This window comes from Pseudomonas sp. B21-021 (assembly GCF_024749205.1).
Classification (GTDB): domain Bacteria; phylum Pseudomonadota; class Gammaproteobacteria; order Pseudomonadales; family Pseudomonadaceae; genus Aquipseudomonas; species Aquipseudomonas paraglycinae.
In genome coordinates this window covers 3,255,887-3,270,077 of record NZ_CP087192.1, presented here as the reverse complement: position 1 = coordinate 3,270,077, position 14,191 = coordinate 3,255,887, and the positions used below count along the sequence as shown (strand labels likewise).

Here is a 14,191-nt window from a genome sequence, read left to right as displayed (position 1 = left end):
CCGGGTCAACCGGCCTACCTGCCCTGAGACCCGGAGATTGACGATGACTGACTATCCAAAACCCCCGTTCCCGAAACAGGCGCAAGCGGTTCCTGGCTCCCAGCGCAAGATGGAGCCCTACCCCGATTGCGGCGAGCAAAGCTACACCGGCTCCGGTCGGCTGGCCGGCAAGATCGCCCTGATCACCGGCGCCGACAGCGGCATCGGCCGTGCGGTGGCCATTGCCTTCGCCCGCGAAGGTGCCGATGTGGCGGTTGCCTATCTGAATGAACATGAAGATGCCAAGGAAACCGCGCGCTGGGTCGAGCAGGCCGGCCGCCAGTGCCTGTTGCTGCCCGGTGATATTGCCCAGAAAGCCCAATGCCAGGCGTTGGTGGACCAAACCGTCGAGCGCTTCGGCCGCATCGACGTGCTGGTCAACAACGCGGCCTTCCAGATGACCCACGAAACCTTCGAGGAGATTCCCGACGACGAATGGGTGATGACCTTCGACGTCAACATCACCGCGATCTTCCGCCTGTGTCAGGCCGCCATCAAACACATGGGCCCCGGCGCTTCGATCATCAACACCAGTTCGGTCAACTCGGACATGCCCAAACCCACCCTGCTCGCCTACGCCACCACCAAAGGCGCCATTGCCAATTTCACCGGCGGACTGGCGCAGATGCTCGGCCCGCGGGAGATCCGCGTGAACTGCGTGGCACCGGGGCCGATCTGGACGCCCCTGATCGTCTCGACCATGCCGGATGAGGAAGTGCAGAACTTCGGCGAGCACACGCCACTCGGGCGGCCCGGCCAGCCGGTGGAAGTCGCGCCGATCTACGTGCTGCTGGCGTCGGATGAAGCCAGCTACATCACCGGCCAGCGCTATGGCGTGACCGGCGGCAAACCGATGCTCTGAACCGTCTGCCGAAAAAAGTGAACCGCTGGGCAAGACGGCCTCTCCATACCTTCATGGCCCGTTCGGGTTGCGAGAGATCAGGAGGTCGTCATGTCCGCACCTATCGTCAAGCTCTTCACCCAGCCGAACTTCGCCTGGACCGACATCCGCCGCGAAGAAGAGGCGCATCCGCGTCATTACCTTGCTCACCTGTTGTTGCTGGCCCTCGTCCCGGCGGTGTGCCTGTTCATTGGCACCACCTATGTCGGCTGGAGCCTGGCTGTGGGTGAAACCGTCAGGCTCAGCAGTGCCAGCGCTTTGCAGCTGAGTGTCCTGCTCTACATCACCATCGTGGTTGGCGTGGCGATCATCGGCGGATTCATCCGCTGGATGTCGCGCACTTTTGATGCCCGGCCGACGCTCAATCAGTGCATCGGTTTCGCGGCGTACACCGTCACCCCGTTTTTCCTTGCCGGTCTCGCCGGCCTGTACCCGAGCCGCTGGCTGGCGGTGCTGGTGCTTGGCGCGGCCTCGATCTATTCGACGTTTCTGTTGTTCGTCGGCCTGCCGACCTTCATGCACGAGCGCAAGGAACAGGGTCTGCTGTACTCGGCCAGCGTCTGGGGTGTCGCGCTGCTGGTGCTGGTGACGTTGTTGGTGTCGATGATTCTGCTGTGGTTCAACGTGCTGACGCCGGAATACCTGCGCACACCTGTGAGCTAGGCCGGTCATGTCGCGGCGGCATCCAACCGGCGCGGCGGGCCGCCCGTCGTGACCTTCATCATTTGGGTCGCCGTACTCGGCGCCGTGCTGCTGACCCTCGCACTGACGTCGTCGTACCTGCGCTGGATGCCGGTGACGACGTCGGCGGTGTGTCTGTTGCTGGGTATCGGCATCGGTCCGGTCGGGCTCGATCTGCTGGAATTGCCGTTGGATAAAGCCTCTAAGTGGATGGAGCACCTGACAGAAGTCGCGGTGCTGTTTTCCCTGTTCGTCTGCGGTTTGAAGCTGCGTTTGCCGTTACGCGACAAGCGCTGGCGGATCGCATTCGGCCTGGCGGGGCCGGTGATGGTGCTGACCATCATCGGCGTGTGCCTGCTGTTGCACTTTGGCCTGCACATGCCGTGGGGGCCTTCGTTGCTGATCGGCTCGATCCTCGCCCCGACCGACCCGGTGCTCGCGGCGCTGGTGCAGGTCAACGATGCGCGGGACGTCGACAGCGTACGGTTCGGCCTGTCCGGTGAGGCCGGGCTCAATGACGGGATAGCCTTTCCCTTCGTGATCCTCGGCCTGTTACTGCTGAACGGTGAAGGTTTTGCCGCCGAATGGCCCGACTGGGTGCTGCGCAGCCTGCTCTGGGCCGTGCCCGCCGGATTGCTCTGCGGTTACTGGATGGGCCGCGGCATCGGCCGCCTGACCTTGTCACTGCGCATCCGCAACGATGACAGCACCCTCAGCCCCAACGACTATCTGGCGCTGGCGTTGATCGCGCTGGCCTATGTGGTGGCCGAAGCCATCGGTGGCTACGGCTTTCTGTCGGTGTTCGCCGCCGGACTGGGATTGCGTCAGGAAGAGGTCAAATCCACCGGCGCCCACCAACCGCCCGCCGAGCATCTGGTGCAACCGGTGGTCGGCCATCAGAACGTCGAGCCGCAACACGCGGTACACGGCGATACCGAACGACTGGAAGACAGCCAGGTGGCCGCCGGCATCATGATGGGCGACATGCTCGCCTTCGGCGGTCTGGTCGAGCGGGCGATGGAGGTGTTTCTGGTCACCCTGCTGGGCGTGGTGCTGGTCAGTCACTGGGACTGGCGGGCGCTGCTGGTCGGCGGCGTGCTGTTCTGTGTCATCCGCCCGGTCTGCGTGGGGTTGATGCCGTGGGGATCGCTGCTCGCGGGGCGCCAACGGCTATTGATCGGCTGGTTCGGCATTCGTGGCATCGGCAGTCTGTTCTACCTCTTCTATGCGCTGAACCATGGGCTGGGCGACAGCGTGGCCACGCTGTGTACCGACCTGACCCTGTCGGTGGTGGCGCTGAGCATTCTGCTGCACGGCGTCAGCACCCAGCCGATTCTCGCCCGCTACGAGCGGCGTCAAAAACCGGGCAAACCCGAAGAGCACGGTGGTACTTCAACTGCCCGGGTTGGTCACCTGAATGTAGAAGGCATAGCTGCCGAGCAACATCCAGAACGTGGCAAAGATCCACGGCGTACGAATGGAAAACAGCAGTGACTTGCGATACCCCTTGTGGCTCGACTCCATTTCGCTGAACAGCGGCGATTCGTCATACGCCAGGCCCATCAGGGGTTCGCTGCGCAGCAATTCACTCTGCTTGAAATGCCAATGATCGATGATGTCGTAGGCGGCACGAATCCCCGGCCAGGCATTGAGCGAACTGAGCAGGCCGAGCAAGGCCAGAAACGGTGGCACCACCAGGGTGAACAACTTGCCCCACTCGGGGTTGAGGTTGGCCATGCAGGACGCGAAGGCAATCACCAGAAACGATTGCGCCGCCAGGTAGGCGTCGGTGCGGTTGGCCAGGATGCTGGTTTCGTACTGGATTTCCCGTCGGTAGAAATCCAGCCGCTCCTTGGGTGAACCGAACATTTTGGCGTTATGTTCGTTCAGGGTCTCTTCGGCGGTCGGTTGGGTCAATATGCGTGGCACGATGGAACGCTCCGAAACAAAGCGTTTGGAGGCGCCACGTCTCGGACAAGTTCAGCCCGATTGTGCCCCCGGTTCACTTCATCGACTGGGCAATGATCTCTACAAGATTCAGCTGATTGAACGGTTTCGACAGTCGCGGCAAGCCCGCTGCAAAACCTTCGAGGCGCTCGGCATAACCGGTGGCGAGGATGATCGGCAGATCCGGCTTGAGCAGGCGCACGGCATGAGCCAGTTGCGCGCCGCTCATCTGCGGCATGGCCATGTCGGTGATCATCAGATCGATGACCTCGCCCTGATCGAACAGCTCCAGCGCCTGGGCACCGGAGGTGGCGCTGATCACGCGATGGCCGAGGTCTTCCAGCAGCAGGACCGTGCTGGTGCGCACCAGACTGTCGTCGTCCACCACCAGTACGCTGAGGCGCGGCACTGTATCGGTGGACACCATCGGGCCAAGCGGTTTGGCGACAACACCGTCGATAGCCACCGGCAACCACAGTTCAGCGGTGGTGCCCTGCCCCTGGGTACTTTTCAGAATGAAGCGGCCACCCAGTTGCTCGATGAAGCCATGGACCATTGACAACCCCAGCCCGGTGCCCTTGCCCAAGCCTTTGGTGGTGAAAAACGGATCGGTCGCCGACGCCAGCGTTTCAGCGTCCATGCCCTCACCGGTATCGGTCACCCTCAAGCAGACATAGCGTCCTGCCGCCATTGTCGAATCGTGCTGTTCAAGCACCACTTCGGGTTCGGCACTGATGGTGACGCTACCGCCCTCGGGCATGGCGTCACGGGCGTTGGTCGCCAGGTTGAGCACCGCAAGCTCCAGTTGGTTGCTGTCGGCCAGCACCGCTTGCAGGTCTTCGGGAAACTGCGTTTCGATGCGAATCCCCGGCCCCAGTGAGCTGCGCAACAGCCCGGTGATGCCCTGCACCAGTTTCGGGATTTCAATTGGTTCGGTCTTGAGCTCCTGACGCCGGGCGAAGGCCAGCATGCGTTGGGTGAGCGACACGCCGCGCAACGCGCCCTGCGTGGCGTTCTCCAGCAGACGGCTGACTTTAGGGTCGTCGCCCACGCGTTTGCGCACGATTTCCAGGTTGCCGAGAATCACCGTCAGCAGATTGTTGAAGTCATGTGCGATGCCGCCGCTGAGTTGGCCGATAGCCTGCATTTTCTGCGCCTGGAACAACGCTTCACGGGTTTTCTCCAGAGCCTGTTGCGCCTGGGTAGCCTCGGTCACGTCGCGGGTGATCTTGGCAAAACCGAGCAAGGTGCCGGTGTCGCCGCGAATCGCATCGACCACCACATGCGCCAGAAACCGCGTGCCATCCTTGCGCAGGCGCCAGCTCTTGTTCTCGAAACGGCCCTCGCGGACCGCGGTTTCCAGGGCACGCTGGGGTTCACCGGCCTCACGGTCTTCCGGGGTGTAGAACATCGAGAAATGCTTGCCGATGACCTCATCCGGCTTGTAACCCTTGATCCGCTGGGCACCGGGGTTCCAGTTGGTCACCCGGCCTTCGGGGCTGAGCATGTAGATCGCATAGTCGGTGACACCCTGCACCAGCAGACGAAACTGTTGTTCGCTCTGCTTGAGGGTTTCTTCGGCCATCTTGCGGTCGGTCAGGTCGCGGGTGATCTTGGCAAACCCGAGTAGTTGCCCGCTCGGGCTGAAAATCGGATCGATCACCACGTGGCACCAGAAATGCGTGCCGTCCTTGCGTACCCGCCAGCCTTCACCCTCGAACCGGCCCTCGCGGATCGCCGTATCCAGCGCCCGTTGCGGTAAACCGTTGGCACGGTCTTCATCGGTGTAGAACCGGGAAAAGTGTTCGCCGAGGATCTCCGCCTCTTCGTATCCCTTGAAGCGCTTGGCGCCCGAGTTCCAGCTGGTAATGATCCCCTCGGGGTCGATCATGTAGATCGCATAATCAACCACCGCATCGATCAGCAAACGAAAGCGCATCTCTTCGATCGCAGCGGACTTCTTGTTCTCGCTCATCAGGCTTGGCTCAAAACAGTTTTTCAATCACTGGAGTATGCGTCAAACCGGCGGATTGGAAAGCTGCTTCTGTGAGACCAAGTTGCCACCAGCGCGGCAACAATTGCTGGATCCGGCTTTCGGCAAAGCGATCATCGATCAGCATCACCACGCCGCGATCCTGCTGGGTGCGGATCACCCGTCCGGCGGCCTGCACCACTTTCTGCACGCCGGGGAACAGGTAGGTGTAGTCGTAACCGGCACCGAAGATCGCGGCCATGCGCCGCTTCATCTGTTCATTGACCGGGTTGAGCTGGGCCAGCCCGAGAGTGGCGATGAACGCGCCGATCAGCCGTGCGCCGGGCAGATCGATGCCTTCGCCGAACGCGCCGCCGAGCACGGCAAAACCGACGCCCTGACTGTCGGCGGTGAATTGATCGAGGAAATCCTGCCGCGCTCCTTCGGTCATGCCTCGGGATTGCTGCCAGCGGGTGATGTGCGGGTGCCGCTCGGCCAGCAACTGTGCGACCTGTTGCAGGTAATCGAAACTGCTGAAGAACGCCAGGTAGTTGCCCGGACGTTCGCTGAACTGGCGGGCGATCAGCTCGACAATCGGCTCCAGCGATGCCTGACGGTGCGTGAAACGCGTGGAAATCCGGCTGACGATCTGCACCTGCAATTGTTCGGCGCTGAACGGCGACTCGACATCGATCCAGACCGTGTCGGCCGGCGTGCCAAGCAAATCCGCGTAATAGTGGCGCGGGCTGAGGGTTGCGGAAAACAGCACGCTGCTGCGCGCCGCCTTCAGACGCGGGCCGACGAACGCCGCCGGCACCACGTTGCGCAGGCACAGTTGTGACAGCGGGCGTTTGCGTTCGAGGTCACGCTTGCTGATGTCGAACAGGTAATGCGCGTCGAACAATTCCGCCACCCGGCCGAACTGCAGCATCTCGAAGTAGAAGTTCTGCAAGGCGCTGTCGAGCCCTTGCGGGTGATCGTTGAGGTAGTCGCCGATGCTCGCCGTGCAGGAAGAGAGTGCCTGCAAGAGTTTTTCCGGCGCCTTGTCGTAGGCCTGATACGGCGCCGACTGGTCATTGTGCAGGGCGTTCCATTCGCGGTTGACCCGCTGCAACGATTTTTTCAACGCCTCGGGGGCGGTTTTGCGCACGCTGCCCAGTGTCGCCTGATCGAGGGTGGCGCTGTACATCTGCCGCCCGCGTTCGACCAGGTTATGCGACTCGTCCACCAGCACCGCCACGCTCCATTGATTGAACTGGGCCAGACCGAACAGCAGCGCGCTGAAATCGAAGTAATAGTTGTAGTCCGCCACCACCACGTCGGCCCAGCGGGCCATTTCCTGGCTCAGGTAATACGGACACACCGCGTGCTGCGCCGCGACGTCTCGTAGCGCGGCCTGATCCAGCAGACGTAATTGGCTGGCGGCTTCGCGGGCAGCGGGCAAGCGGTCGTAAAAGCCTTGGGCCAACGGGCAGGATTCGCCGTGACAGGCCTTGTCCGGGTGCTCGCAGGCCTTGTCCCGGGCGACCATTTCCAGCACCCGCAGGGGCAAGGTTTCGCAGTGATCGAACAGCACTTGCGCGGCATCCAGCGCCAGTTTGCGTCCGGGTGTCTTGGCGGTGAGGAAGTAGACCTTGTCCAGTTGCTGCGGCGCCAACGCCTTGAGCATCGGAAACAGGGTCCCGAGGGTCTTGCCGATCCCGGTCGGCGCCTGGGCCATCAGGCAGCGGCCGGTGCTGACAGCCTTGAACACCGATTCGGCAAGGTGGCGCTGGCCGGGGCGAAACGTGGCATGGGGAAAACCCAGCTGCTGCGCCGCCCGGTTGCGCGCGTCGCGGTGGGACATTTCCTGTTCGGCCCACGCCAGGAACAAACCGCACTGTTGTTCGAAGAACTGCCGCAGCGTATCGGCGTTGAAAGCCTCGACCAGACAGGTTTCCTTTTCCGTGACGATGTCGAAATACACCAGCGCCAGATTGATCTGCTCAAGCTGCAATCGACAGCACATCAACCAGCCGTAGATTTTCGCCTGGGCCCAATGCAGCGAACGGTGATTGGCCGGTTGCTTGCTCAGGTCGCCGCGGTAGGTTTTGACCTCTTCCAGGCAGTTCTGCGTCGGGTCGTAGCCGTCCGCCCTGCCCTTGACCTTCAATGGCCCGAATGCGCCCTCTAGCGCCACTTCGCTCTGGTACGCGTCGTTGCGCCGGGACGCCACCGTGCGATGCCCGGCAATCCCCTCCAGCGCGGTCGGTGACGGGGTGAAGCGCAAGTCGAGGTCACCGGTTTTCGCGGTGAACTCGCACAACGCCCGCACCGCGATGCTGTAGCTCAAGCGCCCTGCTCCGCCCATTGTACGTAACACACGGCGACCGGCATCCGGTGCGTGTGGCAGAACTCCAGCCAGCGCAGTTGGTTGTCCTGCAAGCGATCGCCCGGGCCTTTGACTTCGATCATCCGGTAGGTCTTGTGCTGCGGCCAGAACTGGATCAGGTCGGGCATGCCGGCGCGATTGGCCTTGATGTCCAGCAGCAGACGGCTGAACCAGTGCTTGAGGTGTTCGGCCGGCAAACAGGCCAGCGCCTGTTCCAACAAATCTTCATTGAGCGCGCCCCAGAACACGAACGGCGACTGCACGCCCCACTTGGTGGCGAACCGCGCGCGGATGGTGTCGGCATAGCGGCCATCGTCGAGTTCGGCCAGACAGGCCTGAAACAGCTCGGCGCGACGGGGCTGGAAGTCCTCGTTGAGCAGATCCACCGGCCCGCGCTGGAACGGGTGAAAGAATGCGCCCGGCAATGGCGCGAAGATCGCCGGCCAGCACAGCAGGCCGAACAGTGAATTGATCAGGCTGTTTTCCACGTAATGCACCGGGCCTGTTTCTTCGTGCAGGTGCGCCTGAACGTGATATTCCACCGACAACGCCGGATCGAGACGCGGCAGGTGCAGATCCAGCCGCTCCACCAGACCGGGTGCCGTGCGCTTGATGGGTGGCCCGCCGAGCTTGCGCCGCAGGCGCGGCAAAACCCGTTGCAGGCCCTGCTGTTCGGTGGCGGTTTCCGGCGCCTGCTCGGCAATGAGCGCCAGTTCCAGGGCCAGCGCGTATTCGGCGCTGCGCTCCAGCACACGGATCATCCGCAATCGTGCGCCGGGATAGGCGCAGTCGCGATAGATCTTCAGGGCCAGAGCGAATTCGCCGAGGCGCTCGCAGTATTGGCCGATCTGGAACAACAGCTTGCCGCGCCGGCGTTGCAGCCACGGGTTGTCGAAATGCAGCGCCGCGACCTGCTCTACGATCGGCTCCAGCGGCTCACCGGCTTCGAAATACAGCTGGCAGTCGTGCAGAAACAGGCAGGCATCGACGTCCGCGCGGCTGCGCAAGCCCCGGGAATCAGCGCTGAATTCGACTTTTTCGTAAGTGAAGATGCCGAGGTCGGCGAGCACGAACTCCGACCAGTCCTGATAGAGGTTGCCGAAGAACATCAGGCGAAAACGGTCGCACAGGTCCATCAGTGTCAGGCTGAACAGCCGATCCGCCAGCGTTGGGCACCATTGCAGGAAACTGCGGGACTCGGGGAATTGTTCGTGCAGCAGCGGCAACCAGTCGACTTTCTTGCCTTTAGGCTGATCGATGGCCGGGCCGAAGGCTTGCAGGATCTCGGCCTTGAGCAGCACCTCGAACAGTTCCGCCATCGACAACGGTGCCTGTTCATCGAGCCAGCCCTGCTCCAGCAGCGGTTGCGCCGCTTCGGCGATGTCGCCGATTTCCGGATAATTCAGCTTGCCGGCACGAAAATGCACACCCTTGCGCATCACCATCCGCACCAGCAATCCCTGGGATCCGCGCGGCAGTGCCTTGAAGTCGCGGATGAAGGCGTGCTCCGCTTCGCTCATCACGTCGGCGTAACGAAGCTCAAGCCAATCAAGCACCTGGCGGAAGTTGTTGAGGTAATAGAACGGGTCGTCAAGGGGATTGGCAGTCACGGTGATTTCGGGGCCATGGCAAGCGAGTACTGGTTATGCGTACAGATACCAGCCTGCCTCGGCGGGCGCAAACGGAAAAAGATCAATGGCACCTTCATTGCGGATTTTTTCAGGTGGCCATCGAACTTTTCCCGGCGTAATGGCACCAACCGCGTTAGAGGCCGACAATGGTCGAAATGAACAGGAACGCTGCTTATGAAAATCAAGACTCTCGGGATTCCGTTGGCTGTTGCAGCCCTGCTGACCCTGGCCGGTTGCTCGACCCCGACGGTGGTTACCCTGCAGAACGGCACCCAGTACCTGACTGAGGACATGCCCGATACCAAAAACGAGGACGGCTTCTACGAGTTCAAGGATATTTCCGGCGCCAAAGTCCGCGTGCGTGCCGACGAAGTGGCTACGGTGCGCAAGGAAGACTGACGGTTACCCCCCATCAAAAAAGGCTGCGTTCCTGTAGGAGCGCAGCCTTTTTTGCATTGATCAGCGGGGTAATGCCATGCCCGGTAGGGAGCCGTCGCAGTTCAACGCGCGCTCGCCGCGCCGGACCATTTCTTCCTGCAAGCGCTGGCAGCGCTGACGCTCCTGCTGCGCCATGCGATCGATGCTCAGGTTGCCGGTCATCTCCGGCTCATTGTTTTCGCCGATGCGAACGGTCACGAACGGTTGTTCGGGCTGGATATGAAAGCGGCTTTTCTCTTCGACGGGTTTGACGTCATCACTTTCGGCCGGTTTTGGCAGTTGATCGGTGGTGACGCCATAGCGGCTCAGAATCGAGCTGTGAGGCAGATCGGCCCAGGCATTGGCCGACAGCAGCGCCAGTCCCGCAATCCCGATAAACCTCTTGAAACCTTTCACGTGTGAATCTCCTGTACTCGTTGGCGACCCTTGGATGACGAACGTTGCCGTCATGGCTTTAGGCCGCATTTCCTGTTGGTGCAGGGATTGGAGTCAGGGAATGGCTGGTGAGTCACTTTTGATATGGGGAGGAGCGCGCCCCTCCCCACCCTTACCGTCAGGCGATCACAATCCCGTCGGCACTCAGGCTGTTCAACGCAACCCCGACCAGCGTTACCGAATCAGCGCCGAATTTCAGCACCGTATCCTGCCCCACCGCCGTGGCATGGGCGCGGAAGTCGTCGTTTGGCAACACGCCCTGCACGCCGAGGAACACCAGTTTGTCGTTAGCGGTGTAACCCACCACGCGATCCTGACCGAACGCGCCGCTGAACAGGAAGGTATCCGCCCCGCCGCCCGACTCCATCAGGTCATTGCCGGCGCCGCCGACGAACACGTCGTTGCCCGCCCCGCCGATCAGATGGTCGTTGCCGTCCAGGCCGAACAGCCAGTCACCGCCAGCCTTGGCCTTGAGGGTGTCGGCGCCGCCGGTGCCCTTCACGCTCGATTCGTACTGGGTGACGTTGTTGCCGACCTTCAGACCGGTCGCTGTGACGCTGTGGGTCACGTCGTCCTTGAACAGGCCCCAGAGGAAACCCGGCTCCTTGGTGACGATGCTGCCGATGTCGCGGGTGATGCTGATCCCGCCGTTGGCATCGCGGATGTACAGGTTGCCGGCGCCGTCGTTGGCGAAGTCGAAGGTATTGACCGACTTCTGCAACTCCAGGGTGTTGTTGCCCGAGCCTCCGAGCAGGATGTTGTAGCCCCCGCCGTCGCGGAACGTGTCGTTGCCGGCGCGGCCCTCCAGATAATCGTTGCCGCTGCCGCCCTGGATCAGGTCATTGGCGTCGCTGCCGATGATAAAGGTGCTGCCCTTGTGGGTTTCGGCGTTGCGGTTCAGATCCTGCACCCAGGTGTTGGCCCGCGCCGGATCCGACAGGTTGGCGACGATGATCGTCGAGTCCTTGCTGGTCAGGTCGTAGAACTTCGACTCGATCACCCGGTTCATGCCGTCGCCGTAGGCGGTCGGCAGGTGCGAGATCCAGGTCGGAATGTTGACGATCGAGAACGGCAGCACGTTCCACGCCGCCGAGGCGTAGTGGTCGTTGAAACTGACGATGTTGTCGGTCGCCGACTCCTTGGGCGCGTCGTGCACGCCGAGCGAGGCGCCGGTGAAGGTCGAGCCGTCGAGGGCGCGGAACACCGGATCGTTTTCGTAGCCGACGTTGAGCACCTTGTCGGTGCTGCTCTGGGTCGGCGAGGCGTAGGCGATGTAGTTGGAGTCCTGGAAGAACCCGCCCCATTTACTCGTGCTCAAATCCGCCATGCTGTTGACCGCCAGCCCGCCGAGGCTGTGACCGCTGACCAGCACGTCTTTGCCGGTCAGGCCATTGGCCTTGGCGAACGCCACCACATCGTTCATCAGGTTGCCAAAGGCTTCGCCGACGTAGTTCTTGGCGTAATCCTTGGGCCCGAATGCGGCGAGCAAGTCGTTGATCACGTCACCGATGGAGTCGCCAATCAGGATTTCCCGTGGGCCGCTGGTGCCGCGAAAGGCGATGCCGATTTCCGTCAGATGGCCCTGAGCGTCGTATTTGCCGAGGATTTCCACTTGGGCGCTGGTGTAGCCGGCCTTTTCGCCGAAGAAGGTGCCGCGCGCATCGGTCTTGCCCTCGTAACCCAGTTGCGAGGCGGTGATCGGGGTCCAGCCGGCTTTTTGCACCGCGTCGAGTGCGGCTTTTTCCGAATCGGGGTTCCACGGAATGCCGGGGATTACCCCCTGGGAATCCGTGCCGCCGATCAGCGCGGTCACCAGCGTGGCCGGCAGGCCGAGGCCGAAGCCGTTGTGCTGATAACCAACGGCGAAGCCGTTATCGAGGTTGTGGTAGGAATACAGCGTAATGGCCATGGCGTCGCTGAACAGCGCCTTGGATTCCGCCGTACCGAAATTCTTGTAGTCATACACACCCATTGCTGTTGCCTCTCTCTTTGTTGGAATTGTTCAGAGATAGCTCACAACCAGAACGCCCCTCCCGAGGCGCCCCGGAGCATTTCAGTACAACTTTCGTTTGTCAGGCGAAGACGAAACTCGAATCCGACAGGTTAGCCACACCTACCCCGACCAGCGTCACGGCAAAGTCGCCAATCTTCAGCACGGTATCGCTTCCGGACTGCGACGCGTGTTGCTTGTAGTCGTAGCCCTGCCCCGCGCCTTCGACGCCCATGAACACCAGTTTGTCGCTGCCCTGGTAGCCATTGATCGCGTCGAAGCCGAAGGCGCCGCTGAACAGGAAGGTGTTATTGCCACCCACCGCGCTCATCACGTCGTTGCCGGCACCGCCGACGAAGGTCACGTGGGCCTTGTCGCTTTGCAGGTGATCGTTGCCGCCCAGGCCGAACAGCCAGTCGCCGTCAGCGGTGGCTTTGAGGGTGTCGCCCATGGCGCCGCCGCTGAGCGAATGGTTGTACTGGGTCAGTTCGGCACCGTTGGCCAGGCCTTTGGCGGTGACGGTCCAGGTGATTTCCTTGCTGCCCCACCACGAACCCGACTCCTTGCTCACCAGCGCGCCGATGTCCCGGGTCATGCTGATGCCGCCGTAGGCGTCACGCACGTAAAGCGTGCCGTCGCCGTCGTTGGCGAAGCTGAAGTTCTGCAACGGCTTTTGCAGCTCGAAGGTGTTGTGGCCCTGGCCACCGAGCAGGATGTTGAAGCCGCCGTCGTCACGGAAACGGTCATCGCCGCCCAGGCCTTCGAGGAAGTCGTTGCCCGCCCCGCCCTTGAGCCAGTCACCGCTGTCGGTGCCGATGATGAACGTGCTGCCGGTGTGCGGCTCGCCGCTGCGGCCCAGATCCTCGACCCAGGTCTTGCCCCGCGACGCTTCTTCAAGGTTGGAGACGATGATCGTCGAATCCTTGTGCGTCAGGCCGTAGAACTTCGACGCGATCACCCGGTTCAGTCCGTCGGCATACCCCAGCGAGCTGTGGGCGGACCAGTTCAGCGGATTGGCAATGCTGAACGGCACGAGGTTCTGCGCGGTGGACGCGTAGTTGTCGTTGAAGTTGACGATGTTGTCGGTGGTCGAGTCGTGCGGCTTGTCGTGCTTGCCCATTGACGCAGTACTGAACGTGGTGCCGTCGAGCACGCGGAACACCGGGTCGTTCTCGTAACCGATGTTCAGCACGTTGGTGCCGGTGCTGCTCTGGGTCGGCGAGGCGAACGAAATGTAGTTGGCGTCCTTGAAGAACCCGCCCCAGTTGCTCGCGCTCAACTCCGCCACGCTGTTGACCCCGAGGCCGCCGAGGCTGTGGCCGCTGATCATTACGTCCTTGGCCGCGATGCCATGAGCGACGGCGAACGCCGCCACCGATTTGAGCAGGTTGTCGAAAGCATTTTTCGCGTACTGGGTGGCGTAATCCGTCGGGCCGATGGCGGCCAGCAGATTGTTTTTCATGTCGCCGAAGGTGTCGCTGTAACCCAGCCCGCCGGTGCCCCGGAAGGCCACGCCGATGCCGATCAGCTTGCCTGCGGCGTCGTACTTGCCGAGCACTTCGGCTTCGGCGCTGGTGAAACCGTCCTTCTCGCCGAAGAACGTGCCCTGCGCCCCGACCTTGCCCTGATAGCCCAGCGCGGTGGCGCCGATCGGCTTCCAGCCAGTGCCGGGCAAAGCCTGCCCGGTCGGCGTATAGGCATACAGCGTCAGGGCGATGGCGTCGCTGTACAGCGCTTTGCCGTCGGCATTTTTGTAATCGAACAATCCCATGTTGTGCTCTCTCTT

At 62.1% G+C, this 14,191-nt stretch carries 11 protein-coding genes; 4 read left to right on the top strand and 7 right to left on the bottom strand.

What is annotated here, in order from left to right; all coding sequences use genetic code 11:
• Nucleotides 1–43: 43 nt before the first annotated feature.
• The 3 genes from LOY31_RS14510 to LOY31_RS14500 all read left to right on the top strand — a co-directional run bounded on the left by LOY31_RS14510 (nt 44) and on the right by LOY31_RS14500 (nt 3,115).
• A complete protein-coding gene (locus tag LOY31_RS14510; protein ID WP_007951408.1) occupies nt 44–901 on the top strand; it encodes a glucose 1-dehydrogenase in 858 nt (285 codons plus the stop codon).
• Nucleotides 902–991: 90 nt separating this feature from the next.
• Nucleotides 992–1,603, top strand: a complete 612-nt coding sequence (locus LOY31_RS14505; protein WP_085603717.1) for a Yip1 family protein — start codon at nt 992–994, stop codon at nt 1,601–1,603.
• Between the two features lie 48 nt (nt 1,604–1,651).
• The gene (locus LOY31_RS14500) at nt 1,652–3,115 is read left to right on the top strand and encodes a sodium:proton antiporter (protein ID WP_258711720.1); all 1,464 of its coding nucleotides are present in this window, start codon (nt 1,652–1,654) and stop codon (nt 3,113–3,115) included.
• On the opposite strand, the gene LOY31_RS14495 is transcribed toward LOY31_RS14500, so the two are convergent.
• The 4 genes from LOY31_RS14495 to LOY31_RS14480 form a co-directional block, all read right to left on the bottom strand.
• Nucleotides 3,014–3,550, bottom strand: coding sequence for a hypothetical protein (locus LOY31_RS14495; protein ID WP_007951411.1), 537 nt, complete (start codon nt 3,548–3,550; stop codon nt 3,014–3,016). The genes LOY31_RS14500 and LOY31_RS14495 overlap by 102 nt on opposite strands.
• A gap of 73 nt (nt 3,551–3,623) precedes the next feature.
• The gene (locus tag LOY31_RS14490; protein WP_258711719.1) at nt 3,624–5,543 is read right to left on the bottom strand and encodes a PAS domain-containing sensor histidine kinase; all 1,920 of its coding nucleotides are present in this window, start codon (nt 5,541–5,543) and stop codon (nt 3,624–3,626) included.
• Between the two features lie 10 nt (nt 5,544–5,553).
• The gene (locus LOY31_RS14485) at nt 5,554–7,872 is read right to left on the bottom strand and encodes an ATP-dependent DNA helicase (RefSeq protein ID WP_258711718.1); all 2,319 of its coding nucleotides are present in this window, start codon (nt 7,870–7,872) and stop codon (nt 5,554–5,556) included.
• The gene (locus LOY31_RS14480; protein WP_258711717.1) at nt 7,869–9,521 is read right to left on the bottom strand and encodes a VRR-NUC domain-containing protein; all 1,653 of its coding nucleotides are present in this window, start codon (nt 9,519–9,521) and stop codon (nt 7,869–7,871) included. The genes LOY31_RS14485 and LOY31_RS14480 overlap by 4 nt, the downstream gene beginning before the upstream one ends.
• A 195-nt stretch (nt 9,522–9,716) precedes the next feature.
• Between LOY31_RS14480 and LOY31_RS14475 the strand changes: the two genes are divergently transcribed.
• Nucleotides 9,717–9,941 (top strand): YgdI/YgdR family lipoprotein, encoded by a 225-nt coding sequence (locus LOY31_RS14475; protein WP_011334101.1) that lies wholly within the window; start codon nt 9,717–9,719, stop codon nt 9,939–9,941.
• Between the two features lie 60 nt (nt 9,942–10,001).
• Here the strand turns inward: LOY31_RS14475 and LOY31_RS14470 are convergent, their stop codons facing one another.
• From LOY31_RS14470 to LOY31_RS14460, 3 genes are all read right to left on the bottom strand, one after another.
• Nucleotides 10,002–10,376 carry a hypothetical protein gene (locus tag LOY31_RS14470; protein WP_221533295.1) on the bottom strand — a complete coding sequence of 125 codons (375 nt, stop codon included), beginning with the start codon at nt 10,374–10,376 and terminating at the stop codon, nt 10,002–10,004.
• Between the two features lie 157 nt (nt 10,377–10,533).
• Complete coding sequence (locus LOY31_RS14465; RefSeq protein ID WP_258711716.1) at nt 10,534–12,387, bottom strand: polyurethanase; 1,854 nt, start codon at nt 12,385–12,387, stop codon at nt 10,534–10,536.
• Nucleotides 12,388–12,487: 100 nt separating this feature from the next.
• On the bottom strand, nt 12,488–14,176 hold the full coding sequence (locus LOY31_RS14460) for a hypothetical protein (protein ID WP_007951424.1): 1,689 nt from the start codon (nt 14,174–14,176) through the stop codon (nt 12,488–12,490).
• Between the last annotated feature and the right edge of the window lie 15 nt (nt 14,177–14,191).